The 25,707-nt window shown below is 42.2% G+C and carries 25 protein-coding genes and 1 tRNA gene; 19 read left to right on the top strand and 7 right to left on the bottom strand.

The window, feature by feature from the left end:
* Positions 1-90 precede the first annotated feature (90 nt).
* Positions 91-1,167 (bottom strand): diguanylate cyclase, encoded by a 1,077-nt coding sequence (locus WD019_RS12075; RefSeq protein ID WP_425711657.1) that lies wholly within the window; start codon positions 1,165-1,167, stop codon positions 91-93.
* 128 nt (positions 1,168-1,295) lie between these two features.
* On the opposite strand from WD019_RS12075, the gene WD019_RS12070 reads away from it, so the two are divergent.
* Positions 1,296-2,195, top strand: coding sequence for an SDR family oxidoreductase (locus WD019_RS12070; RefSeq protein ID WP_425711656.1), 900 nt, complete (start codon positions 1,296-1,298; stop codon positions 2,193-2,195).
* A gap of 89 nt (positions 2,196-2,284) precedes the next feature.
* Here the strand turns inward: WD019_RS12070 and WD019_RS12065 are convergent, their stop codons facing one another.
* Positions 2,285-2,470, bottom strand: coding sequence for a hypothetical protein (locus tag WD019_RS12065; RefSeq protein ID WP_425711655.1), 186 nt, complete (start codon positions 2,468-2,470; stop codon positions 2,285-2,287).
* A 641-nt stretch (positions 2,471-3,111) separates the two neighbouring features.
* Between WD019_RS12065 and WD019_RS12060 the strand changes: the two genes are divergently transcribed.
* The 3 genes from WD019_RS12060 (at position 3,112) to WD019_RS12050 (ending at position 6,114) form a co-directional block, all read left to right on the top strand.
* Positions 3,112-3,927: an SIR2 family protein gene (locus WD019_RS12060; protein WP_026677920.1), complete on the top strand. Its 816-nt coding sequence runs from the start codon at positions 3,112-3,114 to the stop codon at positions 3,925-3,927.
* A gap of 260 nt (positions 3,928-4,187) precedes the next feature.
* Positions 4,188-5,405, top strand: a complete 1,218-nt coding sequence (lhgO, locus tag WD019_RS12055) for an L-2-hydroxyglutarate oxidase (RefSeq protein ID WP_425711654.1) — start codon at positions 4,188-4,190, stop codon at positions 5,403-5,405.
* A 19-nt stretch (positions 5,406-5,424) separates the two neighbouring features.
* Complete coding sequence (locus WD019_RS12050; protein WP_425711653.1) at positions 5,425-6,114, top strand: FadR/GntR family transcriptional regulator; 690 nt, start codon at positions 5,425-5,427, stop codon at positions 6,112-6,114.
* A gap of 156 nt (positions 6,115-6,270) precedes the next feature.
* Here the strand turns inward: WD019_RS12050 and WD019_RS12045 are convergent, their stop codons facing one another.
* Positions 6,271-7,191: a DMT family transporter gene (locus WD019_RS12045; RefSeq protein WP_425711652.1), complete on the bottom strand. Its 921-nt coding sequence runs from the start codon at positions 7,189-7,191 to the stop codon at positions 6,271-6,273.
* Positions 7,192-7,666: 475 nt separating this feature from the next.
* On the opposite strand from WD019_RS12045, the gene WD019_RS12040 reads away from it, so the two are divergent.
* From WD019_RS12040 to WD019_RS11990, 11 genes are all read left to right on the top strand, one after another.
* Positions 7,667-8,566, top strand: a complete 900-nt coding sequence (locus WD019_RS12040; protein ID WP_425711651.1) for an EamA family transporter — start codon at positions 7,667-7,669, stop codon at positions 8,564-8,566.
* An 85-nt stretch (positions 8,567-8,651) separates the two neighbouring features.
* Positions 8,652-8,852: a hypothetical protein gene (locus WD019_RS12035; protein WP_425711650.1), complete on the top strand. Its 201-nt coding sequence runs from the start codon at positions 8,652-8,654 to the stop codon at positions 8,850-8,852.
* Positions 8,853-9,092: 240 nt separating this feature from the next.
* Positions 9,093-9,551, top strand: coding sequence for an Lrp/AsnC family transcriptional regulator (locus tag WD019_RS12030; protein ID WP_425711649.1), 459 nt, complete (start codon positions 9,093-9,095; stop codon positions 9,549-9,551).
* A 36-nt stretch (positions 9,552-9,587) separates the two neighbouring features.
* Complete coding sequence (gene sdaAB / locus WD019_RS12025) at positions 9,588-10,250, top strand: L-serine ammonia-lyase, iron-sulfur-dependent subunit beta (protein WP_026677927.1); 663 nt, start codon at positions 9,588-9,590, stop codon at positions 10,248-10,250.
* 18 nt (positions 10,251-10,268) lie between these two features.
* Positions 10,269-11,165 carry an L-serine ammonia-lyase, iron-sulfur-dependent, subunit alpha gene (gene sdaAA, locus WD019_RS12020; protein WP_425711648.1) on the top strand — a complete coding sequence of 299 codons (897 nt, stop codon included), beginning with the start codon at positions 10,269-10,271 and terminating at the stop codon, positions 11,163-11,165.
* A gap of 213 nt (positions 11,166-11,378) precedes the next feature.
* Positions 11,379-11,669 carry a hypothetical protein gene (locus tag WD019_RS12015; RefSeq protein WP_026677929.1) on the top strand — a complete coding sequence of 97 codons (291 nt, stop codon included), beginning with the start codon at positions 11,379-11,381 and terminating at the stop codon, positions 11,667-11,669.
* Positions 11,670-11,831: 162 nt separating this feature from the next.
* Positions 11,832-12,458, top strand: a complete 627-nt coding sequence (locus tag WD019_RS12010) for an FMN-dependent NADH-azoreductase (RefSeq protein ID WP_425711647.1) — start codon at positions 11,832-11,834, stop codon at positions 12,456-12,458.
* Positions 12,459-12,533: 75 nt separating this feature from the next.
* The gene (locus WD019_RS12005) at positions 12,534-12,707 is read left to right on the top strand and encodes a hypothetical protein (RefSeq protein WP_425711646.1); all 174 of its coding nucleotides are present in this window, start codon (positions 12,534-12,536) and stop codon (positions 12,705-12,707) included.
* 50 nt (positions 12,708-12,757) lie between these two features.
* A tRNA-Leu gene (locus WD019_RS12000) sits at positions 12,758-12,834 on the top strand.
* A 190-nt stretch (positions 12,835-13,024) separates the two neighbouring features.
* Positions 13,025-14,458 carry a DHA2 family efflux MFS transporter permease subunit gene (locus WD019_RS11995; RefSeq protein ID WP_425711645.1) on the top strand — a complete coding sequence of 478 codons (1,434 nt, stop codon included), beginning with the start codon at positions 13,025-13,027 and terminating at the stop codon, positions 14,456-14,458.
* Positions 14,459-14,810: 352 nt separating this feature from the next.
* A complete protein-coding gene (locus WD019_RS11990; protein WP_425711644.1) occupies positions 14,811-15,287 on the top strand; it encodes an N-acetyltransferase in 477 nt (158 codons plus the stop codon).
* A 49-nt stretch (positions 15,288-15,336) separates the two neighbouring features.
* On the opposite strand, the gene rraA is transcribed toward WD019_RS11990, so the two are convergent.
* The gene (gene rraA / locus WD019_RS11985; RefSeq protein WP_425711643.1) at positions 15,337-15,813 is read right to left on the bottom strand and encodes a ribonuclease E activity regulator RraA; all 477 of its coding nucleotides are present in this window, start codon (positions 15,811-15,813) and stop codon (positions 15,337-15,339) included.
* Between the two features lie 254 nt (positions 15,814-16,067).
* On the opposite strand from rraA, the gene WD019_RS11980 reads away from it, so the two are divergent.
* From WD019_RS11980 to WD019_RS11970, 3 genes are all read left to right on the top strand, one after another.
* On the top strand, positions 16,068-17,975 hold the full coding sequence (locus tag WD019_RS11980; RefSeq protein ID WP_425711642.1) for a PTS mannitol transporter subunit IICBA: 1,908 nt from the start codon (positions 16,068-16,070) through the stop codon (positions 17,973-17,975).
* A gap of 63 nt (positions 17,976-18,038) precedes the next feature.
* A complete protein-coding gene (locus WD019_RS11975; RefSeq protein ID WP_425711641.1) occupies positions 18,039-20,135 on the top strand; it encodes a BglG family transcription antiterminator in 2,097 nt (698 codons plus the stop codon).
* A gap of 5 nt (positions 20,136-20,140) precedes the next feature.
* On the top strand, positions 20,141-21,283 hold the full coding sequence (locus tag WD019_RS11970; RefSeq protein WP_425711640.1) for a mannitol-1-phosphate 5-dehydrogenase: 1,143 nt from the start codon (positions 20,141-20,143) through the stop codon (positions 21,281-21,283).
* A 120-nt stretch (positions 21,284-21,403) separates the two neighbouring features.
* Here the strand turns inward: WD019_RS11970 and WD019_RS11965 are convergent, their stop codons facing one another.
* Genes WD019_RS11965 through WD019_RS11955 form a run of 3 tightly spaced genes read right to left on the bottom strand, consistent with a single transcriptional unit; the run spans position 21,404 to position 25,277 of the window.
* A complete protein-coding gene (locus WD019_RS11965; RefSeq protein ID WP_425711639.1) occupies positions 21,404-22,750 on the bottom strand; it encodes an MFS transporter in 1,347 nt (448 codons plus the stop codon).
* Positions 22,734-24,377 (bottom strand): PEP-utilizing enzyme, encoded by a 1,644-nt coding sequence (locus tag WD019_RS11960; protein ID WP_425711638.1) that lies wholly within the window; start codon positions 24,375-24,377, stop codon positions 22,734-22,736. The genes WD019_RS11965 and WD019_RS11960 overlap by 17 nt, the downstream gene beginning before the upstream one ends.
* Before the next feature lie 6 nt (positions 24,378-24,383).
* Positions 24,384-25,277 (bottom strand): PEP/pyruvate-binding domain-containing protein, encoded by an 894-nt coding sequence (locus WD019_RS11955; RefSeq protein ID WP_425711637.1) that lies wholly within the window; start codon positions 25,275-25,277, stop codon positions 24,384-24,386.
* A 153-nt stretch (positions 25,278-25,430) separates the two neighbouring features.
* On the opposite strand from WD019_RS11955, the gene WD019_RS11950 reads away from it, so the two are divergent.
* A complete protein-coding gene (locus WD019_RS11950) occupies positions 25,431-25,700 on the top strand; it encodes an IclR family transcriptional regulator domain-containing protein (protein WP_425711636.1) in 270 nt (89 codons plus the stop codon).
* The last annotated feature ends 7 nt before the right edge of the window (positions 25,701-25,707 follow it).

The raw sequence follows: 25,707 nt of genomic DNA, 5'->3' as shown, positions 1-25,707 counted from the left end.
AAAAACTTACCGTTGAAAACGACGAACAAAAACGCACGAAATCTGGAAACGATTTGTGGGTTCATTTCTAATTTTCCAGGACCGTGTTCCTCAAGCGGCGGCCACCTGGTTTCGGCCTCTTCTTTTTGCTTTGTAGAGAGCTTCATCTGCCAATCTGTACAAACAATCGGTATCCGCTGTTGAGTCCGGATACGTAGCCGCACCGATGGATACAGTAATTGAAATGCGTTGCTCTCCGTTATGGAGCAGGAATGGGCGGTTTTCAATTTTATTTCGTATTCGTTCTCCGACATTCACCGCATAATCAAGGGGGCAATCGATCAATAGGACTGTAAATTCTTCTCCGCCATTTCTTGAGACGATATCAAAAGGCCGCGCTACTTCTAAGAGCAGTTTCCCAACCTGCTTCAAAATTTCATCCCCTTCAATGTGGCCATAGGTGTCATTGATCTTTTTGAAAAAATCGATATCGATCACCAACATTGAAAGTTTCTCGTTATTTTTCATCACTCGATTGACAGCATTGTTGATTTCAAGATCAAAACTTCTAACGTTATTGAGACCCGTTAACGGATCCTTCAACGAATTTGTCTTATATTCTTTAAACAATTGATTCATTTTTCTTAAGTAGTTGTTCATATAGACAGCTGTTAAACCCCCAATACCCGAAACGACCCAAAAAAAGATATTGATATAAATGTAGGTTCGAATGTTATCCATCGCCACGTACATAAGAAGGCTAAACCAAAGATTAGAGTAGATGATCATGTATAGAGAGCTACTAAACACATTTTTTACTTTTTTTGGGATAATTAGATACCCGATCAATGAAAAAGTCATGATGAAAAAGGCAGTGAGCGAAGAAGTGTTTATTCCAATTGCGAAGCGGGCAAGCACAATAAGCGCTCCGGATACAAGTGCGGGGATCCATCCTCCATATAACGCGACTAGCATGACGGGAATTTGTCTTAAATCGATTCTCGTATCTGTACCTACTTTTATACTAAATTGCATAAGAAAAATGCATAATAACCCACATAAACAACCGATGGCAATTTTCTTCTTTAATGGCGAGTTTCTCGATAAAAAGGACTCACGGAATAGCTGATGATAAATAAAGAAAAACGAAATCATGATGGCTAAATTGATGAATAAAGTCCGAATCAATTATGTTCACTCCTTGCTAGTTTTATATCGGTATTTTATCGGGAAATTAAATCGATTTTTTTAATAAGGGCAATCGTCCGGGAAGTTGAATAAAATAACACACTTCATTTTGGAAGGGGGAATCAAGTGTGTTTCCTGTGTATCCTTATTATTCGTACCAAACCGAATGCAAGACAGTTCCGATTTCTTTTCCGCCTCAACATCAAAACGTGCAGCCAGGGCTCGAGTATGTAATGAATCCGCGGCCAATTTCTGAAAATCCGCATTATCGGGGATCTGATAAGCTTAAAAATAAAGTGGCAGTCATTACAGGAGGCGACAGCGGGATTGGAAGGGCGGTGGCCATTGCCTTTGCGAAAGAAGGAGCCGATGTAGCGATTGCCTATTTAAATGAACATCGGGATGCTGAAGAAACGAAGCAGCGAGTAGAACAATTAGGGAGAAGATGCCTATTGATCCCCGGCGACCTTCGCATCGAACAAACGTCAACAGATGTTGTTCGAAATGTGATGGGCACGTTCGGGAAAATCAGCATTTTAGTCAATAATTGCGCCGTCCAATATGTGCAAAAAAGCATTCTCGATATTTCCGCTGAGCAATTAGAAAACACATTCCGGACGAATATCTTTTCCTATTTTTATATGACAAAAGCCGTTCTACCACATCTTCCATCGGGCAGCTCCATTATTAATACAGCATCGGTCACGGCGTATAAAGGGAGTAAGCAGTTGATCGATTATTCGGCGACAAAAGGGGCGATTGTGACATTTACCCGTTCTTTATCGCAATCTCTGGTCCATCACGGAATACGGGTGAACGCTGTCGCGCCGGGTCCGATCTGGACGCCGTTAATACCGGCCACGTTTTCTGAGGAAAGTGTCATGAAGTTCGGGGGCGATGTCCCAATGAAACGGGCGGGCCAGCCATTTGAATTGGCCCCGACCTACGTTTACTTAGCTTCAGATGATTCGAGCTACGTCACAGGACAGGTGCTGCATGTAAATGGAGGGACGATGGTGGATTCGTAGCATTAGATAAAAGGCAAGGTTTCTAAGCCGCATTTTTTATGTGGAAATGCGGCTAACTTTTGAAAATATGAAGCAGTTTTTCTTAAAGCCTATTTCTTTTTAAGTTTCTCGATTTCTGTAGAAGTTAAGCCGGTCGCCTTAATGATCGTTTCAAGATCAACGCCAAGCTCCAGCAAATTAACGGCAACTTCCTGCTTACCTTTTTCTTTGCCTTCTTTAATTCCTTCTCTTTTGTAAAATTTAGCAAAAGATGTGTCACCTAATGATAGGCCCATTTCATTTCCCTCCTCAAAATATGAACTGTATTCCTGAAAAAGTACTTCATTATCTTCTTCCGGAAGTTGCAAAATATGATCAATAAAAACAGATAGCTAAAGCATAAATTTTACGGTTGTATTTATCAAGTCGATAAAAATACTGGAACATGCGATTTGAAAACTCTTGTTCATTTTTTCCCTGAATCTCTACATGCACTAGTACCCATTGTTCTTGTCCATCTTTCAAATGAAGCTTTACAAGTTTGTCTGAATTTCTCTTTTTGTTTTTTGATTTCGGAAATAATTTGTGAAGTTCTTGTTCTAAAAATTGTGGTTTCTGTCTGAAGTCGACTTGTTCATAAAAATGCGGGGCGAAAAACAAAAAGGAGTTCCTCAAATAACGTTGAAATGACATCTTTCCAAAGCCGATCAAAATCTGGATGGGCAGTCATGTACATCACCATCCTGTAAAAAATAAATTTCTAACACTTTTTAGGAACGTTTGTTCGTATGTTAATTATAAAATATTCTCCAAAAACATGCAAGTAAATTTTTAAGTTTCTGAACAGGAAGAATGAATATGTAAAAGAAATGAATATAGATTAAAGAAGATAAATCAGGTGGATGGATCAGTAATAAAACGAAAAAGGGGTAACAGAATGCTCGATGAATTAGCCGTATCCATTAAAAACAAAAATGTCATTCTTTTTGTCGGGGCGGGTGTGCCAAGGAATATCGGGCTGCCGTCGCATTCGGAATTGATTGATAAAATGGTAAAGGATCTGGGATACGAACCGACAGAATTCAACCAATTAGGAAATGGAAATTATCTCGAGCTTGCCGAATATTATTACCTGGAAAAAGGCTCATTGCGATCGCTTAGAAGCTGGATGGATCAATTATGGGATACGAAAGACGTTGACATCGGCCAGTCGGAAATTTATAAGCATATTATCGATTTGGACATTCCTTTAATTTACACAACGAATTATGATCGATGGTTAGAATGTGCGTTCGATTACTACAAAAAGAAGTATATTAAAATCACCAATGTAGCTGACATCGTAAAAGCAAGAAACAATGAGCCGCAAATCGTGAAATTTCATGGCGATCTTGATGACGATGCTTCAATTGTTTTGACGGAGTCGAGTTTCTTTCACCGGTTAGACTTTGAAACGCCTTTAGACATCAAGCTGCGGTCGGATGCGCTAGGAAAATCGATTCTGTTCATCGGCTACAGCCTTACCGATATTAACATTCGATTCATGCTTTTTAAGCTGCAGCAGCAATGGAAGTTATCTAACTGTGAAAACATGCGGCCAAAATCATATATTTTTTTGACGAAATCCAATATGGTCAGGGAACGAATTCTTGAGGAGCGCGGCATCACCCCGATCGTCTCAGAAATTGACGATCCCGGTGAAGCGCTCAATGTGTTTTTGAAAAATTTAAAAGAGCAAGTGTTAAGAAGCTGAAGGAATTGAAAAGGGGAGCGCTCCATCATGTAATGAGGTCAGAATTGTTCTGGCCTTTTTAGATTGTAAGGCGCTCTTTACACCGAGTACGCTTTTGTGAAACTTGTAATACAAATCCCCTTGTTTTTTTAAAAGGAAGAGAGTAAGATGAAGATGAATTAAAAAATATTCTTAAAATTAGCATGCAAAAACGCATTTGTTTTGTCTGTGTTTTTTTGGTGATTCATAATTTGTATTACATGTTGGAGAGGAGTAGAGGAATGTACGATTATATCATTGTCGGCGGGGGGATCGTAGGGCTTTCAACCGGTTATGCGCTTAGCGAGAAGTATCCTCATGCGAAAATCGCGGTGATCGAGAAAGAGCGGACCCTCAGCTTTCATCAAACGGGGCACAACAGCGGAGTCATTCACTCCGGTATTTATTATAAGCCGGGCAGCTATAAGGCAAAGTTTGCCCGGGAAGGAAATGAAGCGATGGTCTCCTTTTGCAGAAAATATGGAGTCGCCTATGAGGTGTGCGGCAAGGTGATCGTCGCCACAAGCAAAGAAGAGCTTCCGCTTATGGATAACCTTTATCGCCGCGGCTTGCAAAACGGATTAAATGTAAGGAAAATTGGAGTTGAGGAACTTAAAGAGATTGAGCCGCACGTAAATGGTCTTGGGGCGATTCATGTTCCGAGCACAGGAATTGTCGACTATAAAGGGGTTTCCCATACGTTTGCTCGCCTGATTCAAGAAAAAGGCGGGGATATCATTCTTGCCACGAAAGTTGAAAAGATTAGCGAAAGAAAAGACAGAATCACGGTTGAAACGGACCGTGGGACCTTTCAATCTTACTACTTAATTAACTGTGCCGGATTGCATAGTGACCGGGTCGCTAAAATGAGCGGCTTGCAAACGAAGGCGAAAATTGTGCCGTTTAGAGGAGAATATTATGAGCTGGTTCCGGAAAAGCGCCATCTTGTCAACCATCTTATTTATCCGGTGCCGAATCCAAATTTTCCGTTTCTCGGCGTTCACTTCACCCGCATGATTAACGGTGAAGTCCATGCCGGTCCGAACGCGGTGCTGAGCTTTAAGAGGGAAGGGTATACGAAAACAGATTTTAATATAAAAGACTTTTTGGAAGTAATGACATACTCCGGTTTTTGGAAGATGGCAATGCCGAATATAAAGGAAGGGATTCATGAAATGATCCGGTCGTTCAGCAAACAGGCTTTTCTGCGCAGTTTGAGGCGGCTCATTCCTGAATTAACGGAACACGACATCGTGCCAACACATGCCGGGGTGAGGGCCCAGGCGATTATGCGAAATGGCAGCATGGTGGATGACTTTTTAATTGATGCAAGCGGACGTTCCGTTCATATTTTAAATGCGCCTTCACCAGCAGCAACTGCTTCCATATCGATTGGCCGGGAAATTAGCGTTCAAGTTCCAGAGCCGCCGGGGGTGCACAATTATTCGAAATCGATGTAATAGGGAAGGATAGAATCTTGTGAAAAAAGAGAAAGTCTCACAAAAAATTTCACGTGAATTGCTTGCGATGATTGAGAGAGGGGAATTCCCGCCGGGTTCGAAACTCCCAACGGAAAAGGAGCTGGCGGACTTATTCAGTGTTAGCCGGATGCCGATTCGGGAAGCTTTAAGCGTTTTGCGGGCGATGGGCCTAATTTCGTCTCAGCAGGGAGGCGGAAGTTATGTGGAAGAAAGGATCCCGACTTCAATTAGCCAGCATTTTCACATTCAAAAAGCGGATGAAGAGAGTATCCGAAACTTATTTGAAATGCGGAAAATATTAGAGCCCGAAGCGGCTTACCTTGCCGCATTGAGAAGAACGCCCGACGAATTGGAAAAAATGAAAGAAGTATTGAAGTGGATGGAAGAAGATTTTATTTTAAAGGAAAAGACAGGCCGGGAAGCCGATTTTGAATTTCATCGGACGATCATGCAGGCCACGCATAATTCGGTAATGATTCACATGTTTGAAAATCTGTCTTCTCTTTATCATAAAGTGTTGGAAATTACCTTGAAACAAAATGTCGGGCTGGCAAGAAAAAGAGAAATTGTCTATAAAGAACACGAAAACATTTATTTAGCCATCGAAGCGGAAGAGCCAGAACTCGCAAAAGTGCAATCCATCATTCATTTGAAAAATGTGGAAAAGAAAATGGATCTAAGCTTATAATGTTTAGCTCGGTTAGGCGAATAAATGCCTGCTTTGGACGGATAAGTGGCCCGGTTAGACGAATAAATAACCGCGCTAGACAAATAGCGTCAAACTTAACACCGATAATCGTGGCAAATTGACGAAACGAGCAGAAGATAAATGCCCTGCCCGTTTTTATGCGCCAATCTGATGTTTGCGTTTTGAATGCCTTTTTAATTCTTCAAAAGCGCCGGAACCGAGAATGACGCCAAATAAGATGAATAGGAAGCCGACAATCTGGGCCATCTTGATTTTTTCGCCTAAAAAAAGAACAGCGCCTATTAGAGCAAAGAACGGATTTAAGTTAATGAAAATAGACGCCTCCGCCGCTCCAACTTTCCCTATCGCATAGTTGTAAAGCATGTGGCCAAGTGCGGTTGCAACAATAGCGGACGTAAAGAACACTGCCCAAATCGAAGGAGAGCCTTTTGTCATCGTTTGGAGTCCGTTCGGTTCAAGGAATGCACTGATGGCAAATAGGATAACCGATCCAATGAGCAGCATATAGCCTGTCATTAAGCGGGGATCCAACGTCTTTGAAATTTTTTTAATCAGGATGAAGCTTGCGGCCTGGGATAAAATCGCAAAAAACACATACAGATCACCAATCGAGACTCCGTGAATAGAGCCGTTTCCTTCCAGGACGATAAAAGCGACCCCGGTAAGTCCCAATACGATTCCAAGCGCCCTTGTTACCGTTACAATGCTGCCTAAAAAGAGGATGGCTAAAATGGTCGTTAAAAGAGGTCCCATTCCTAAAATGAGCCCGCCATTGGAAGCGGAAGTTTTAGAAAGCCCGATCGATAAAAAATAATGATGGCCGACTACATTAAATAACGCAGATATGAAAACATAGAGAAATTCTTTTTTAGTAAGCCAGCGCACCTTTTTCAGCAAGAAAAGAACGATAAATACACTGGCCGCGGCCGTCAAAATGCGAAAGGATGTCATTGTAACCGGTGCGAACTCGGCAACTAACAATTTCGTCATAATGACATTAAATCCCCATGCAATCATAATGCAAAACAAAACAAAATAAATTTGCTGTTTTTTCAAAAGTTCCACTTCTTTCTATATCATAATGTTTGGTGAGAAAAAGACGGGTTCAAGCTATGCGGAAAAACTTTGAATGGAGAATTCATTTTAGATTGTATTTTAATACAGAAGTGGAAATTCGCAAAAAAATATGCTTATCGTTTTGAAATTTATGATGTCCGCGCGTTCTTGTTTTGTTCTTGATTTTTCGCTAAAAATCTGTTGCTTTTTTTAAATGCATTTTGTTAAAATCGTAGTGAAAATCGATTACTCAAACTCACTGATTTGTGAGAGGTGAATTTTGCAGGGCTTGGCTCTGTTTCGTCGCCTGTTGTCCATTCGCGGACAGCAGGCGTTTTTTATATAAAGGACAAAATTCAGGTCAAGGAGCGTGAAAGTGTCCAATAGAAGGGTTCTAAAAGACAATATTCAGTCGAGACGTCAAAAATAGGCTTAATAAAGTTGGCATGGATTTAAGAAAGAAGTGAGGGATATTATGGGGAAATTAAAGTATTCGTTATTGGTGCTTTTAGGAGGGTTTAGTTATGGACTTTTATCAACCGTCATTAAACTCGGGTTTGTGGATGGATTTTCAATTCAGGAGCTAATAGGTGGGCAATATCTTTTCGGCTGGTTTGGCTTACTGTTCATCGTCCTTTTCTTTTCCCGGCATCAAGTATCGAAAAAGCAGTTATTTACGCTTTTGGCGGTAGGGACGACAATGAGCATGACGGGCATATGTTACGGGTTCGCTGTTGAAAAACTTTCTGCATCAATTGCAGTTGTCTTTTTATTTCAATTCACATGGATCGGGGTGCTAATTGAGGCGATTGCGAACAAAGCTTTTCCAGGTCATGACAAAATACTGTCGATTATTATTTTATTTATTGGAACTTTGCTTGCGGGCGGCCTATTGGAAGGGCTGGCGAAAAACTTTTCGATAAGCGGAATGTTGTTCGGGCTTTTAGCTGCTGTATCGTTCGCTTTTTATATCTTTGCAAGTGGCCGTGTGGCTACAAATGTGCCGACGTATACAAAAAGCTTTTTCATGACGACAGGCGCGAGCGTTATCATTTGCATCGTCTTTCCGCCAACATTTTTAACGAATGGCGTATTGCAAGCAGGCCTCTGGAAATATGGGTTATTTCTTGGTTTATTCGGCGTCATCATTCCCATTGTTTGTTTCTCGATTGGCATGCCAAAAATCGATACGGGGATTGGCACTATTTTAGGGGCATTTGAACTGCCGACCGCCATTGTTGCTTCCATTACGTTCTTGAATGAAGCGGTTTCCGCCTTGCAATGGGCAGGCATCGTCCTTATTTTAATTGGAATCATCACACCTCACTATTTATCGTTGCGAAAAGACGGGCAAAAACGTCGGCATGTGGCATGAGCCGATCCGAAAGTAAGCTACATTCCACCGAAAACGAATGTTTCATTTACTTGTTATTCTAGATAAATGAAAAAGAGGGATGAAGTTGGAGATTTCGGTTGTCATTTTTTCCATTGCCATGATGGCCATCATGATTGCGATTGGATGCTTACTGGCGAGGAAAGTTCCGTTCACGGCAGAGCGGCGTGAGCTTCTCATTGCGATTATTGTCAATGTGGCAATGCCATGTATTATTTTAAACAGCATTTTTCACACGAAAATGGACCAGCAAATTATGATGGTTTAACGTTTCTTAGTACCGTTTTAATCAATTGCTTTGGGGTCTTTTTTTAATAGGGCAAACGAGGGCTGTCCCGGATAACCAATTGCCGGGGCAGCTTTTTTATACGTCACGATCCGAAAATTGGCAGCAAAAGATAAAGGGGAAAGTCACTCTTAATAATTGAAAAGATAGGCGATTGCCTTATTTGACATTTATAACAAAGGGATTATAATGAAATTGATTACGAAATGAAGGTGATTAAGTGTGGATTCATTGGATATAAAGATTATAGAACTTTTGATGTCCAATGGTCGAGCTACCTGGGCGGACCTGGCGGGGAATCTTGGAATGTCCGCGCCAGCTATCGCTGATCGGGTGCGCCGGCTTGAAGAGAAAGGCGTAATTAAAGGTTATACGGCTATTGTCGATCCGGAATCGGTAGGTTATGAAATGACCGCTTTTATCTTTTTATCCATAGACAAAGTTGAGCATCGTGAATTATTTTTGGCCCGGGTGTCCGAGTTGCCTGAAGTGCAAGAGTGCCATCATGTTGCGGGAGAAGAAGATTATTTGCTGAAAGTTCGATGTCAGGGGACGAAAGATTTAGATCGGATCATTAGCCAGGAATTAAGGAAACTGCCGGGTGTTTTTAAAACCCGGACGACCATCGTACTCAATACTTACAAAGACGACCAGGTCATTCCTTTGTCTGCTAATAAATAATGCGCAAAAAATAGAAATAAAATTGGAGGGGAAAGTATGAAATATAAAAGTGTTTTTGATATTATCGGTCCCGTGATGATTGGGCCATCAAGTTCACATACAGCAGGAGCAGCGAGAATCGGAAGAGTGGCCCGGCATTTATTTGGAAGAAAACCGAAATATGCCAACATTTCTTTTTATGGATCGTTTGCGAAAACGTATCGCGGGCACGGCACGGATGTCGCAATCGTTGGCGGAATCCTCGACTTTGACACATTCGATACAAGAATTGTGAATGCGCTTACGATTGCAAAAGAAGAGGGAATTGCCATTAAAATGACGGAAGAAGATGCGGTGACCGACCATCCGAATACGGCAAAAATCGTTCTTGGCGATGATCAAGGCCAGCTAGAGCTTGTCGGGATTTCTATTGGAGGCGGCAAAATTGAAATTACGGAACTTAATGGGTTTGAGCTAAAGCTCTCCGGCAACCATCCCGCTCTTTTAGTCGTTCACAATGACCGTTATGGCGCGATTGCGGGAGTGGCTAACATCCTTGCGAAATATCAAATCAACATCGGCCATATGGAAGTGTCTCGGAAAGAAAAAGGCGAGGAAGCATTAATGGTCATTGAAGTGGACCAAAATATTGACCAGTCTATATTGGATGAATTAGAAGGGCTTCCGATCGTACAACAAGTTGTAAAAATCCATGAATAAAAGAACGGAGGTTTATACATGTTTAGAAATGTAGCGGAATTAGTAAAGCTGGCCGAATCAAAAGGCTGCAAAATATCAGACATCATGATTGAACAAGAAATGGAGGTCACCGGCCGATCGCGGGAAGAAATCTTAGCGCAAATGGACAAAAATTTGAAGGTGATGGAAGATGCCGTTGAACGAGGGATCACAGAAGACGTAAAGTCTCATTCCGGGTTGACTGGCGGGGATGCGAAACTTCTTCAGGCGTATATGAAAAGTGGCAAAAGCCTTTCTGGCGAACTGATGATGGACGCCGTCAGCAAGGCGATGGCGACAAATGAAGTAAACGCGGCAATGGGAACGATTTGCGCGACCCCGACCGCCGGTTCTGCAGGCGTGGTGCCAGGCGTGCTTTTCGCATTAAGGGAAAAATTAAACCCGACGAGAGAACAAATGCTTGCTTTTCTTTTCACTTCTGGAGCATTCGGTTTTGTCGTGGCCAATAATGCATCCATATCAGGCGCTGCAGGCGGCTGTCAGGCGGAAGTTGGATCAGCGACGGGAATGGCTGCGGCTGCAGTTGTAGAGCTTGCGGGCGGAACTCCATCCCAATGCGCGGAAGCGATGGCGATCGCTTTGAAAAATATGCTGGGCCTTGTCTGTGATCCTGTTGCCGGTTTAGTGGAGGTGCCATGTGTGAAGCGGAACGCGATGGGCGCAAGCAATGCCATTGTTGCGGCAGATATGGCGCTTGCCGGAATAAAAAGCCGGATACCATGTGATGAAGTTATTGACGCGATGTTTAAAATCGGGCAAAACATGCCATCAGCCTTAAGGGAGACGGCAGAAGGCGGGTTGGCGGCTACACCAACCGGCCGAAAATTAGCGGAGAAAATTTTCGGCATGCCTTTAAAAGCCCAGGAAGAGGACTGATAAGGGCAGATGTTTTTATGGGGCGTTATCTTTTAAAAAGATGCGTCCTTTTTACTTTTTTGTAAATCTTGAAAGGTTCATCAGATTGCCATCTTTGTTCCGAAAAAGGTCTAGTTTTCTATGGTAAACTTCAAGTGAAAATAATCACAAAGAAAAAAATCACGTTGAAAAAGTTGAACAACAGAGAGTAGACACGGAATGGAGATGGAAACCATGATTGAAAAGCAAAAACAGGTTTTTAAAGTCATTACACTTTTATTGCTCTGCTACTTAATGATTTCTTCGCTTGCTCTAGCTGTAAGCGTTCCAGATATGGCGATGATGCTAAGAGGAATTTCTGCATTGCTTGGATTGATTGGAGTAGGTTCCCTCATTTATTCGAAGGAATTTGTTATAAAAGATGCGTTTAAAAGTTTCCCGCGTAAAATGAAATTGATGTGGTTTGTCGCGTTAGCCGTAACGATGTTTATGGCAGTTGACGGGATCATGAATTTTATAAAATAAAAATGACTTCTTTAAAGCCTCCCGCTTTATATGCCATCTTATGCATATGCCGGGCGGCTTTTTATTTTTAAAAATCGTGCTATTTTTTTCATGTCATCTGTCATTTCGTTTATGGACAAACTAAAATGTAAAAAATTCTATAAAAGAAAGGAAAGGATTCGAATGGCAAAACTTTTGTACATTACCGCCCATCCGCTAAATGAAGAAGCATCTTTCAGCATGGCGGCGGGGAAAGCGTTTATCGATACGTATAAAGAAGTCAACCCAAATGATGAAATCGTGCATATTGACTTATATAACGAAAATATTCCATCTATTGATCTTGACGTTTTCAATGGATGGGGAAAACTGAAATCCGGAACAGAGCTTTCGGCTGATGAAAAAGCAAAAGTGGGCCGGCTTTCAGAGTTATGCGATCAATTTATCTCCGCGGATAAGTATGTATTTGTCACGCCCATGTGGAATTTCTCGTTTCCGCCAATTATGAAAGCATATATTGATGCGGTTTGTGTTGCGGGAAAAACCTTTAAATATACTGCACAGGGTTCGGTCGGCCTTTTAACTGATAAAAAAGCGCTCCATATTCAGGCCCGTGGCGGGATCTACTCAGTAGGACCAACGGCTGAGATGGAAATGGGACACCGTTATTTAAGCACGATCATGCAATTTTTCGGCGTACCGTCTTTTGAAGGCATATTCATTGAAGGTCATAACGCCATGCCGGAAAAAGCCCAGGAAATTAAAGAAAGCGGCATTGCCCGGGCAAAAGATTTGGCACATACTTTTTAAATAAAAAGAGTCAACGCATGTTGACTCTTTTTTTGGTATGATTAACAATAAATACATATTCAAAGGGTGAATCCGTTGCTTATCATTAAAGTAATCCTTTCCATTGTTCCAATTGTCATAGTTATTGCTTCGATCGCAGCATGGTTCAATACACAAGTCATCTTAAGGGAATTGGCTGAAATCAAAAACAAGTTAGGTATTAAAGAAGAGAAGAATCCTTCGTTTCTTAACAGGGATCTTGATGACTAGCGAATCATTTTTTGATGCATAAGAGAAACCGCAATGGAAAAAATAATAAATGGGTCTGTAGCTCAAATGTAGAGCAGCCAGTTAAGAGCTGTGCATTTTACGGGTGCCAATCCCGTCGGACCAACCATCAAAAGATCCTGCATGAATTGCAGGGTCTTTTTTTAATAACTGAACTCTCGGCCCCTCTAGATTGGATAAATATCAATCATTTAGGCGGGCGGGATTACAAAAATTCTCAGGCAGATGATTAGATAATTCCTGTAAAATCGTGTACTCTGTAAAAAGCATGTGTGCGATAAAATAGGGGGAGGGAGTAAATGATACAAGGCTACAAAAAGTCTACCATTGTTGCGCTTTTGCTTGCAGGAGCTTTCATATCCATATTAAATCAAACGCTCATGATCACAGCGATACCGCCGATTATGAAAGAAATGGATGTCACAGCGAACAGCGCGCAATGGCTAACAACCGTCTTTATGCTTGTGAATGGGATTATGATTCCTGTAAGCGCCTTTTTATTGGAACGCTTTTCAACCAGGCAGCTTTTTATATCCGCAATGAGCATATTCGCCTTTGGAACATTGGTCGCAGGCTTAGCTCCCAATTTTGAAATGATATTACTCGGAAGGGTGATTCAATCAAGCGGGGCTGGCGTCATGCTTCCGCTTATGCAAACCGTCTTCTTAATGATTTTTCCTGTTAATAGGCGCGGTGCGGCGATGGGTCTGGTTGGGCTCGTCATGTCTTTTGCGCCGGCAATCGGCCCGGCTTTGTCAGGATGGGTGACATCAAATTATTCCTGGCGTCTCCTCTTTTTCATTATTTTGCCGATTGCGCTTATCGATATCCTCGTCGCCTTTTTTAAAATGAAAAATGTGACAGAGGTAACGAAACCAAAAGTGGATGTCCTGTCGATCCTATTATCTTCTGCAGGGTTTGGCGGATTGCTTTTTGGATTTACATGCGCAGGCAATAATGGCTGGCAGGCTTCCAGCACGCTTATTTCACTTGGCATCGGGATATTTGCGCTTTTGTTTTTCGTCACAAGGCAGCTGCGCCTGGATCATCCAATGCTTGAATTCAGGGTTTTTAAAAATTCCATTTTCCCGCTTACCGTTTTCACTGGCATGATCACTTTTATGGGATTGATTGGAGCGGAGACGATCATTCCTTTGTTCATGCAAAATATGAGGGGATTTTCAGCGTTTGAAGCAGGCCTTGCCCTATTGCCGGGTGCGCTCATTACCGGTTTTATGTCACCTATTACGGGAAGGATTTTTGATAAAATCGGAGCAAGATGGCTGGCCCTCACTGGATTGACGATTATCACTGCAGCTTCTTTTGCCTTTTCGAATCTAGGTCCATCGACTTCCTTTGCTTTTATAACGATAATGTACGGGATACGGATGTTCGGGCTGTCAATGGTCATGATGCCAGTGGCTACAGCTGGATTAAACCGGCTTCCGAAACGGCTGATTCCTCACGGCGCGGCGATGGATAATACGATGAAAATGATCGCGGCATCGGTCGGGACGGCGATTCTTGTCACTGTGATGACAACGACTGCAGAGACCGCAAGCCGGCATCCAGAAATCTCCCATCCAGATATGTATGGGGCAAATCGGGCCTTTATCGTCATTTCAATTCTATCATTATTAGGCGTCATCATTTCTTTTTTCATTAAAAACAAGAAGTTGACGGAAGAAGAAGTGAAGAAAGAAGAGGTTAGAAAAATAACTGTAAATGAGTGATTAATTTTTAATGAGTTTCAACAAAGTAGTCTGGAATAATTCAGGCTACTTTGTTTATCCCTTAAAAAAAAAAGCGAAAAATAAATTGATATCGACTGCAAAATGATTGAAAAGTGCTTTGAATTGATTGATATCTATACTGAATTGATCGATAATCGAAAAATAAATTGATATCGACTGCAAAATGATTGATAAAGTGCCCGAACTGATTGATAACTATCCTGAATTAATTGATTTGTGTTCCGATACGAGTTAAAAACGTCATTACCACATAGGAGCTCTATATGTATTGCATATATATTCATAATTATGTATATTTATTATATGTAAACAACGGATAAGGAGATCGGTTATGGAAATTTGCAATGCAGTGATAAATGACGTAAAGGAAATCTATGGTTTGATTGACACGTACGCCAAACAACAGGTCGTTTTGCCTCGTTCGTTATCCTCACTTTATTATGATTTGCAATGCTTATATGTCGCAAAAGTTGACCGGAAAATAGTAGGGGTCGCAGCATTGCATATTCTCGGGCCAACGATTGCAGAGGTGCGGTCTTTGGTGGTGAATCAGGACTATTTTGGAATGGGAATCGGGCGCAAGTTGGTGGAGCGCATAATAAGCGAAGCTTCCCGGCTTGGGGTCGGAAAATTAATTTCGCTCACTTATCAGATTGAATTTTTCGAAAAGTGCGGATTCCAAATTGTCGCAAAAGAAATGTTGCCGGAAAAAGTATGGAAAGACTGCATCAACTGCCCTAAGATTAAACACTGTGACGAAATCGCAATGGAGATTCACCTCGCGCGTCAAACGGAAATGGTGTTATAAGCTGACGGCCTGAATTCTATTCAACTGAATTCAGGCCGTTTGTCTTAAATTAAATTTCAAGAGCTGATGGAGAAAGCACAATCCCGTCTTCGTCCACGTAAACGTAATGCCCCGGATGCCATTTTACATTGGCGAACTCGAGAAGTATATTTTCTGTTCCTTTTCCTTCCTTTTTGCTTTTTAACGGGAAGCTTCCTAATGCCAAAATCCCTATATCGATCATCGCAAGGTCTGCTGTATCCCTGACATAACCATTGACAATCATTCCAGCTAATCCTCTTCTTGCCGCAATTCCCGCAAGATTGTCGCCAAGCAAGGCACAATTGGCGGATGCCTTTCCATCAATAACCAACACCGTTTTAGGTGGGAGCGTTTCAAGCAATTTGCGGATAAGCACGTTATCGTCATCGACCTGCACTGTAGCAATCTGGCCGGAGAACGACTTTTTCTTGCCAAAACTTTTAAAAAGGGGAGCCGCAATGCTTACATCAGGATAAAATTCATCACACAAATCGGTAGTTTTCATTCGCCATCTCTCCTTTACATATCAATTGCATAGTTTGATCATAATCGTTTATATCAGGGAATTCTATTAATTTGACTGAAGAGTCGAAAAAGAAAGAAATGGGAAGGATATAAGACAAATGATTAAAAATGTACGCTTTTAGAAAGTATAACTTTGTCTATCATGTTGCGACAAAGTTAGTTTTCTTCGATGTTGAATGCAAAAAAGGCATGCATTACGATTAAAGGGAACTTGAAGTAAAGGGGAGAGTACAAATGGCTCAATTGAATATAAAAGTGGCTGTGCAAAAATTCGGCAACTTTCTAAGCTCGATGGTTATGCCGAACATTTCAGCTTTTATCGCGTGGGGATTGATCACTGCTTTGTTTATACCCACCGGATTCTTTCCAAATGAAAGCCTTGCCAAAATGGTCGGGCCAATGGTCAGTTATTTGCTGCCACTTCTAATAGGATATACTGGCGGCAAGCTAGTGCATGACCAGCGGGGAGCGGTTGTCGGCGCCATCGCTACAATGGGGGTCATTGTAGGCTCTGATATTCCGATGTTCCTCGGTTCGATGATCATGGGGCCGATGGGCGGCTATGCCATTAAAAAATTTGACCAGTTAATTGAAGGGAAAGTGAAGGCAGGATTCGAAATGCTTGTCAATAACTTTTCAGCAGGAATCATTGGAGGTCTATTGGCGATCCTGTCATTTTTAGCGATCGGCCCTGCTGTTGATGTATTTACAGGGTGGCTTGTTCATGGTGTAGATTGGCTGGTGGGAACAGGCTTATTGCCGCTCACAAGCATCCTTATCGAACCAGCAAAAGTCTTATTCTTAAATAATGCCATTAACCATGGGGTATTGTCTCCAATTGGAGTCGAACAAGTAAAGCAGACCGGAAAATCCGTCCTCTTTTTGCTTGAGGCAAATCCTGGACCTGGTATCGGCGTCTTGCTTGCGTATTGTATTTTCGGGAAAGGCACTGCAAAGAAATCCGCCCCGGGAGCTGCAATCATTCAATTTTTCGGCGGTATTCATGAAATTTATTTCCCTTACATTTTAATGCGCCCTCTGTTATTTTTCGCTGTGATTATTTCTGGAATAAGCGGAGTCTTTACATTCGTCCTGTTAGGAGGCGGATTATTTGCGCCGGCATCGCCGGGGAGCATTCTTGCCATTACAGCGGTCACTCCTCATCACGCAAGCAGCTATATCGCGAATTTTGCTGGTGTGCTCGTGGCGGCTGTTGTGTCCTTCTTGCTTTCATCATTGGTGTTAAAAATGGATAAAAGAGAAGATGTAACCATTGAGGATGCGGCTAAAAAAATGCAAGAAATGAAAGGGAAGAAAAGTGCGGTTGAGGGTGTGTTCACTGGCAGCTCCGGAAAATTCCCTGAACATGTTGAAAAAATCGTATTTGCATGTGATGCCGGAATGGGCTCAAGTGCGATGGGAGCTTCTCTTCTCCGCAAAAAAGTGAAGGAAGCAGGACTTTCCATTACCGTCACCAACAGCGCGATTAGCAATCTTACTGAGGATGCCCAAATTGTCGTCACACAGGAAGAGCTGACGCCGAGAGCCCGAAATAAAGTTCCGAATGCGTATCATTTGTCTGTTGATAATTTCTTATCCAGTCCAAAGTATGATGAATTAATTAACCGACTTCTAGAAAAAGATACGGGGGAAATGGTCGAAGAGACCAAACCAGGCGATTCTCCCAACCATGAAAACGACAATGATCTTTTAAAAGAAGAAAATGTGTTCCTTAACATGCGGTTTGCCAATAAAGAAGAAGCGATAAGATTTGCCGGACAAGTTCTCGTCAATGGAGGATACGTACAGGAAAGCTATATTGAGGCGATGATTGAAAGGGATCAAATAACTTCTACTTATATGGGGAATGATGTAGCCATCCCTCACGGAACCGAAGAGGCGAAAAAGCAAGTCATTAAATCGGGTTTCACCGTCATTCAAGTTCCCGATGGAGTCGACTTTGACGGTCAAAACGTCCGTTTGATTTTTGGAATTGCAGGCAAAGACGGTACGCATCTTGAGATATTGTCGGGAATTGCCGTTACATGCTCGGATATGGAAAATATCGAGAAAATGGTTGAAGCTAAAACAGCAAGAGAATTAATGAATGTCCTAAATCAAAAAGAAGCTGTTTCATCTTAATCTATCGTTGCGTCAAACTGCGCTTTCCATTATTGGTTCATTAACCTGAAAAGAGTGGGTGGCATGTACATTACCTCAAGGGAAAAAACAATTATCGAATTAATTATTAAAACATCCGGGAAGCATACGGCATCGTCCATTTCTGGTTATTTAAATGTAAGTGTCCGGACCGTCCATCGCGACTTAAAATCGATTGAAAAAATTCTGAAAAAGTTCGGTCTCCAATTGAATCGAAATACAAATGAAGGTCTGAGTATTGAGGGGAAGAATGAACAAATCTTCCGCCTCATGCAGCACTTAGCCGGTATTCAGCCTATCGACCGGACACCTAAGGAAAGAAAGCTTCTTCTCTTATTATCTTTGCTAAAAGAAGAGGGGACGCATAAAATCCAGGTTCTGGCCAACGAACTCGATGTAAGCATCTCGACCCTGACAGCCGATTTGGAGGAGTTGAGTGAGTGGTTGATGAATTTCCATGTCCGGCTTAAGAAAAAAAGAGGTGTCGGTGTTCAGATTGACGGAACGGAAAGGGACAAACGAAAAGCGCTGGCCACCTTCATTTTAGTTCATTTTAATGAAGAATTATTTGAGAGCATCGTTTTAATGGAAAAAGGAAATTATCCGGACGAAAGAATTTTGCATTATTTTCGTCCGGAATACCTTTTGGAAGTCGACAGAACTGTTAATTCGACCATTAACAATGGTTTATCAAGACTGGCTGACAGCGACTATATCGGATTGGTCATCAATGTATGCATTGCCCTGCAGCGGACCGAAGACCATTTCCTGATGGAGGATGATGCCGAAGATGATCAATATGAAATTACGGACGAATTCTCCCTCATTAAAAAAATGAGCAAGCGACTTGAAAATAAATTTTCTATCGCTCTCTCTAACAGCGACTTGACCTATTTGGCAGTACTCCTTAAAGGATCAAAGCTTCAAGCGGCGGATAGTGTGCCCTATGACAGAGTCGATCTTAGACAGATGGTTAAAAACTTGATTCAGCATGTTTCCGCACAGATTCATGTAGATTTGACGAATGATTTTTCATTGTACCAGGGACTGCTTGCCCATATGGAGCCTTCTCTTTATCGGGCAAAGCAAAAAATAAGGCTCTATAATCCGTTAACTGAAGAAATTAAGCGAAAATATCCAGTTTTATTTATGGCGGTGAAAAACAGTGCGGAAAAAGAATTAAAAGAGATGGGCGATATTCCTGATGATGAAATCGCCTTCATCGTTCTTCATTTCGGTTCGGCATTGCTCATGCAAGAAGAGGAAACATCGATTAAAGCTTTGATTGTCTGCCCTACTGGAATCGGAACATCTAAAATGTTGGCGAGCAGGTTGAAAAAAGAGATTCTGGAAATTGACTCGGTGGAAATCAAATCAATGAAAGAACTTCAGCAACAAGAGACTTTCGATCAATACGACATCATTCTGTCGACGGTTCGCCTCCCATTCCTAAACGCCGATTATATTTTGGTCACGCCGCTCTTAAGCGAAGAAGACATTGCGGCTATCCGAAATTTTTTAAAGCGAAACATTAGCGGTTTGACGAAAGATAAGTACGTCATTAATAAAGGACGTAAAGAAAAAAAGGTACAGAGAAAAATACGGAAGCCGATCCAGGAAGTTCTTGCTGAGCTGAAAGATGTCGAGCGAAGCATCGAGTCAGTTCTCCATAATTTTAGATTTTATCGGATGCCATTATCAACAAACCATGTACAGGTTATTAAAGATATGGTCTATCAGGCTGAACGCGAAAATCTTCTATCCGATGCGAATGATGTGATCAGATGTCTGGAAGATCGTGAAAAAAAGGGCGGTCTTGGTATTCCGTATACTGGAATGGGTATCTTTCATTGCAGGCACGAAAAGGTCAAGGAGCTTATTTTTCAAATTTGCCATATAAGCCAGGCTTGTGTGATTAGGGGAATGGATGGAAATGAAATGCCCATGAAAAATTTGCTATTAATGCTGGCCCCTAAAGAATTAAGCTTAAAACAGCAGGAAATTGTTAGTTTGATAAGCACAAGTTTGATTGAGGACAATGAGGCGATTATGATTTTTTCATCCTCGGATGAAAAGATGATTCGCTCTCGTCTGGAAGAGGTTTTTTTAAATTATCTCCATACTAATTTAATGAAGGAATGAAAGAAATGAAACAGGCTATACATTTTGGTGCGGGAAATATAGGAAGAGGATTCATCGGCGCGCTCTTTTCGCAGTCGGGCTATCATGTAACCTTTGTTGACATCGCTGATCCGATCATTAAAAAACTCAATGAGGATAAGCAATATAAGGTGATTCTCGCTACAGATAAGAAAGAGTCTTACATGATTAACAATGTATCAGGTTTGAATAATATGACCCAGGAAAATGAAGTCATAGAAGCCATGAAGACTGCGACATATTTAACAACGGCAATAGGGCCGAACATTTTGCCCCGCATTGCGCCATTAATCGCAAAAGGGATCACTGAACGGGTCAAGCAATCGAATGAAAAACTATATGTCATTGCTTGCGAAAACCAGATTTCGGCGACCGATTTATTAAAAAAACATATTTATGATCATTTGGACGAAAAAATAAAAGAGAGATTGGAAGGGAGCGTCTATTTTTTCAATTCGGCTGTGGATCGGATTGTGCCTATGCAAAGCCAGCATGGATCACTTGACGTCCTTGTCGAGCCTTACTTTGAGTGGGTAGTCGAGACAATGGAAAGCATTCCGCCTGTTGAAGGTATGAAAACCGTTTCAGATCTTGCTCCGTTTATTGAAAGAAAGCTTTTCACCGTCAATACAGGACATGCTGTAATCGCCTATCTCGGATACCTTAAGGGGAAAACGACCATTGACGAAACACTGGCAGATAGGGAAATTGCAGGGCAGGTGAGAGCCACACTGGAAGAAACGGGAGCTTACTTAATTAAGCGGTATAATCTGGACCCGAACGATCACCAAAATTATATTGAAAAGATTATTCATCGTTTTAAAAATCCTTATTTAAATGATGCAGTAACAAGAGTGGGTCGTTCGCCTCTCCGGAAACTTGGACCCAATGACCGCCTCGTACGCCCGGCGATGGAAGCAAAGAATGAAGGCCTTTCATATACCCATCTTGCAAAAGCGATCGCATCCGCCCTGCATTTCGATTACAAAGAAGATGAAGAAGCGGTGAAAATGCAAGAAATGATTAAAGAGAATGGCGTGCCCCATGTGCTAGGGGAAGCGAGCGGCTTAAGCGAAGACTGTGAAATCACGAAGGAAGTTGTAAACTATTACAACACACTAAGGAAATAATTCCGCATTCTTATAGAGAGAACCTTTCTATGGTTGAAGGTTCTCTCTTTTTTGTATGGTTATCTTTAGAACGGTGAAGCTTCCATATTACCATGCAAGTTTACTATGCCAATGCTTCCATCAGCCGCTTTTCGCCGTTGTTTGGCCTCTTCGGAAGGAAATGTCCGGGTTGGACAGCAGTCGTGAAATGATAAGGCCAAGAATAGCGGCAACAAGCAGAACCGCAAATAATGAGCTGGAGCCGGCCAACATGCTGACCAGAGTGGAGGAGATCATGCTGCCAAAATAACGGAATGTGGAATAAATCCCGGAAGCGGTACCTGACATTTCCTTGCTGACGGATTCTAGAGAAGCGGTTTGCATGGCCGTTGAACCAATACCGCCCGCAATTCCGCCAACGGAGAGCGCAATGATAATGTAAGCCAGGGAATGAACCGGCTTTAACCCGAAATAAAGCGCCGCTGATCCGACCGCAATGCAAAAGGAAACAGCGATCATTTTCCGATTGCCTATCCGTGCGGTCAACTGCCCGCCGAGCCAGCCGGATAAAGACATGGAGACGGAAAAAGCGGCCATCACCCACCCAATCGTCTGATGGGAATAGTTGAATTCATCCTCCAGCAAGAGTGGCATCATCAACAGGGTTGTGTACATGATGAAATTGCTGACGAGAATGGACAGATTCGCCCCTAGAAACGTATGATTTTTAAATAGCGAGAAGTCAATGAGCGGCACTTGTGCTTGAATTTCCCTTTTAACAAACAATGCAGAAAATAGGGCAAATAGAAGCGCGATCAAGGTATAGACCATGAGGCTATGGCGGTGAGTCAATAAAATTAAGGCCGAAAAGCTAACCGCCAAATATATTGAGCCCGCGATGTCCAATGAAACAGCCGTCTGTTTTTGTATTTTCGGCAGAATAACGATCGAAGTAAGAAGGGCGAAAAATAAAAATGGGACATTCACCCAAAAAATCGACTTCCATCCCCATTCGCCGATCAAACTGGCCCCGAGCAAAGGACCGACCGCCGCACCAAGGCCCATTCCCATTCCGAAAAGACCAAACGCTTTCGGAAGCCTTTCTTTTGATAAGGCGTGCCGCATAATGGCCGTCGCATTCGGCGTGATTAGCGCGCCTCCGACGGCCTGAAGCGAACGGAAAACGATCAGCCACGACAAATTGATAGAAAAAGCGCAGGCAATGGAAGAGATGAAAAATAACGAGAGCCCCCACATGTAAATATTACGGTTGCCGAATAGATCTCCAAGTTTCCCTGCGATTGGCTGGGTGACGGCCATTACGATTAAATAAATGGTAACGACCCATGAAATGTTCGCAAGGCTTTCGTGGAAATAGGATGAAATGGACGATAAGGCTACGGAAATCATGGTTGAATTGATGGGCGCTAGTATCGTTCCTGTCAAAATGGAAGCAATTAAGAGAAGTTCTTTAATTTTGTTTGACAATAGTAACCACTCCGTTTGTTCCGTCCACTGCCACAACATCTCCATCTTTTAAAGTGGCGGTCGCGACCCGTGTCCCAACGACTGCGGGTATTTTATATTCTCTTGCGATGATTCCGGAGTGGGAAAGAATGCCTCCAGCGTCTGTAATGACTGCGCCAGCCGATGAGAACAACACTGTCCATGGAGGCGTCGTCGTTTTACAAACGAGCACATCCCCTTTTTTCAGTTTTTGGAATTCGTCGAGATGATGAACGACTTTAACTGTCCCGGTATACGTTCCTTTAGAAGCGGCAAATCCTTTAAACGATGTTTGCGTCGCCGTCGCCTTTTCCTCGATTCTCCCCAAAACTCGTTCAAACAGTTGATTTTCGTGAAACCCTTCCGGAGGCGTACCATATGTGACAGGAACTTTTTTCTTCAAGTTCTCTTCATATTCGGCCTTTCGCTTCTCTATTAATTTTACAGCGTCATCAGGGGCTTTCAAAAGAGTTTGCACTTCATCCAAATATAGAAAAAAGATGTCTTCGCTGTTTTGGATCGCATTTGATTGAACGAGCAGCTTCCCAACATTTAATAAGAAAAGCCGTGATTTGGCCGTAAGCATGGCGTCAATGTAGAAATGGTGGTCGTCCCTTATGCAAATGCCTTTTAAAGCCATTTCATAAGTTTTTATAAAATTATCCTTTAATTCGCTCTGAGGCAAACGTTCAAGCAATCTTTCATATTTCTCTTGCCTTTCTTTAGAAATTCGGTCGAATTCTTTTTGGAAATTGTAATTTTTTTCGATATACGACTGAATAATTTCCAGCGGGCGCTTTCGATTTTCGATCCACGTTAGCCCAAGGAATTCATGCGGTTCGTTTTTGCGGTAACCATATTCTGATAAAAAACGGTCGAGATGTTTTAAGAAAACACTTCCTTCTTCCGTCTTTGAAAGATTATCTTCTAATTCTTCAGGCGAACTGTTCGCGAAAATCCGTAACACTGCGGGCTCTTTTTTGGCAAGTTCGGAAAGCTTCCACAATTCTCGTTCGGTTTCCAACGATTTATTCATGATCCCGACAAGCAGTTCGTAAACTGCCGCAGGATTTGTTTCGCCCGTCAGCTTTTCGTACATTTTTTCAAGCATGGTCCCAATGGCGGATTGTGGCATGACGATATCGAAATGGATTTCCCAGGCTTTTTGATAAAATGAAAAAAGCTCATCCAGCTTCTTCAAGGCTTCTTCATGGGTTAAAACACGGCTTGCGTCTTCATCCAGCTGATTGTAAAACGGCATCAGCTTTTGTTCCACCGCTTCATAAAGCCGCTCCTTCATCCGTGGAAAAAGGGGGCGCATCGCTTCTTGATGTTCTTTTATTCTTTGTTCGAAATCACCCTCATAAGGGATCATCATTTGGTAGGCATGGCCGTGGCAACTTTTGAGAACGGTCCGCTTTAAAGGGAGTTTTGCCTTTTGCAGGGCGGTATTAAAACCGTAAGTAAAAGCAGGGATCATAAATGATAAAAATAACGGGCACTTTGCGTTAGGGAGGTGATTATCATCTTGTAGCCAAAAGCCGTTTCGTTTTTCTTCATCGCTTAACAAAATTGATTGTTGAAATTCGGTGATTTTTTCGGTGATCATCTATATTCATCTCCTTAAAAGCGTAGTGATCGGGCGAACTTGCAGTACAAACAATTCGTTCCCTTGAAGCCCAAATTCTAAATCAATGGGAGCGTTGTAAATGTCCTCCACTTTTTTTGTCATTTCAGCGATTTGCTTGACTTGAGCATCAGAAAGGCAGAATCGGCTTTGCTCTTCCTCAGTCGTCTCGATTTCTTTCGTGCCAGCCCCGTCCGGGATGATTTTTATTTCCTTTAATCCGAGTTCTTTTTTAATTTCAAGACTGTCTTTATTAACGATAAACAAATCGGGTGTTACGATGCCGGATACTACAGCTTCGCCTAAACCGAAGCTTGCGTTGATGACCATTTCATTTGTGCTCTCCGTAAGCGGATTGGCGCTGAAAACGACGCCGGATACATCAGAATGGACAAGCCCTTGCACGACAACCCCCATCGACCAATCGGCTTCCGGCATGTTCATGTTTTTGGCATAGTGGCGAACTTGAGGGGCAAACATCGAGCGCCAGCAGTCTTTTATTTTATCCAGAAGATCTTCAAACGAAGTGACATTTAAATAACTTTCATACTGGCCGGCAAACGAAGCGTCTTCGAGATCTTCACTACTTGCCGATGACCGGACGGCGACAGCCGGGTATATCTTCATTAATTTTTCAAACACCACCTTAAGCTCGTTTGCAAGTGCTTCAGGAAGGACCAAACTCTTCATCTTCTCTTCCATGTCCCGGGCGTCGTCCGTAGAAAGGCCGCTTTCTCGCAAACTATGGAACAAAGACTCTATCGTGACAATAAAACCATCGGGAACAGGCAAATCGTGCTTTTTCATTTTCACCAGGTTCATTGCTTTTCCGCCGATTCGTTTCTCTCTATCCGTTGCTTCTTCAAATGAAAGCGTATACAATAATGAAAAACTCCTTTCTCTATTTTGAAAAACTGGGGCACTGTTGCGAGAATACAAGCGCCACAGTGCCGATCCCCTTTCAACGATTATGTTATAAAGTAATTAAATACACAACATACTATGGTAGGATTTATTAATTAGGAAATTAGTCCTTTGATCAACAGTGAATTGTTACCGTATAGAAAAACAGAAAAGTTAAAGTCGAATGACATTCGCGAAAGAGGCTATTCCATTAGCAGCGAAGAGCTTGAAGGCGGGATTTATTCGATTGCCGCACTGATCTTTGACAATCACGGAAATGCCGTTGCGGCCGTTAATGTTGTGGCTCCTCTCACTTCCTATAATGTTGAATGTATCGAGAAAACGGCTCTCCCGGCATTGTTGAAACGGCAAAACAGCTGTCACCGATATCAGGGCATTTAAAGGCATA

The organism is Fictibacillus sp. Mic-4, from assembly GCF_049843615.1.
GTDB lineage: Bacteria > Bacillota > Bacilli > Bacillales > Fictibacillaceae > Fictibacillus_A > Fictibacillus_A gelatini.
This window is presented reverse-complemented; position numbering and strand designations above follow the sequence as displayed.

What these genes read in the sequence shown, in the direction of transcription:
- WD019_RS12040 (WP_425711651.1), top strand. Translation starts at nt 7,667, where the DNA reads ATGGGGAAATTAAAGTATTCGTTATTGGTGCTTTTAGGAGGGTTTAGT.
- WD019_RS12065 (WP_425711655.1), bottom strand. Translation starts at nt 2,470, where the DNA reads ATGGGCCTATCATTAGGTGACACATCTTTTGCTAAATTTTACAAAAGA.
- sdaAA (WP_425711648.1), top strand. Translation starts at nt 10,269, where the DNA reads ATGTTTAGAAATGTAGCGGAATTAGTAAAGCTGGCCGAATCAAAAGGC.
- lhgO (WP_425711654.1), top strand. Translation starts at nt 4,188, where the DNA reads ATGTACGATTATATCATTGTCGGCGGGGGGATCGTAGGGCTTTCAACC.
- WD019_RS12060 (WP_026677920.1), top strand. Translation starts at nt 3,112, where the DNA reads ATGCTCGATGAATTAGCCGTATCCATTAAAAACAAAAATGTCATTCTT.
- WD019_RS11980 (WP_425711642.1), top strand. Translation starts at nt 16,068, where the DNA reads ATGGCTCAATTGAATATAAAAGTGGCTGTGCAAAAATTCGGCAACTTT.
- rraA (WP_425711643.1), bottom strand. Translation starts at nt 15,813, where the DNA reads ATGAAAACTACCGATTTGTGTGATGAATTTTATCCTGATGTAAGCATT.
- WD019_RS11995 (WP_425711645.1), top strand. Translation starts at nt 13,025, where the DNA reads ATGATACAAGGCTACAAAAAGTCTACCATTGTTGCGCTTTTGCTTGCA.
- WD019_RS11975 (WP_425711641.1), top strand. Translation starts at nt 18,039, where the DNA reads ATGTACATTACCTCAAGGGAAAAAACAATTATCGAATTAATTATTAAA.
- sdaAB (WP_026677927.1), top strand. Translation starts at nt 9,588, where the DNA reads ATGAAATATAAAAGTGTTTTTGATATTATCGGTCCCGTGATGATTGGG.
- WD019_RS12010 (WP_425711647.1), top strand. Translation starts at nt 11,832, where the DNA reads ATGGCAAAACTTTTGTACATTACCGCCCATCCGCTAAATGAAGAAGCA.
- WD019_RS11960 (WP_425711638.1), bottom strand. Translation starts at nt 24,377, where the DNA reads ATGATCACCGAAAAAATCACCGAATTTCAACAATCAATTTTGTTAAGC.
- WD019_RS11990 (WP_425711644.1), top strand. Translation starts at nt 14,811, where the DNA reads ATGGAAATTTGCAATGCAGTGATAAATGACGTAAAGGAAATCTATGGT.
- WD019_RS12015 (WP_026677929.1), top strand. Translation starts at nt 11,379, where the DNA reads ATGATTGAAAAGCAAAAACAGGTTTTTAAAGTCATTACACTTTTATTG.
- WD019_RS11970 (WP_425711640.1), top strand. Translation starts at nt 20,141, where the DNA reads ATGAAACAGGCTATACATTTTGGTGCGGGAAATATAGGAAGAGGATTC.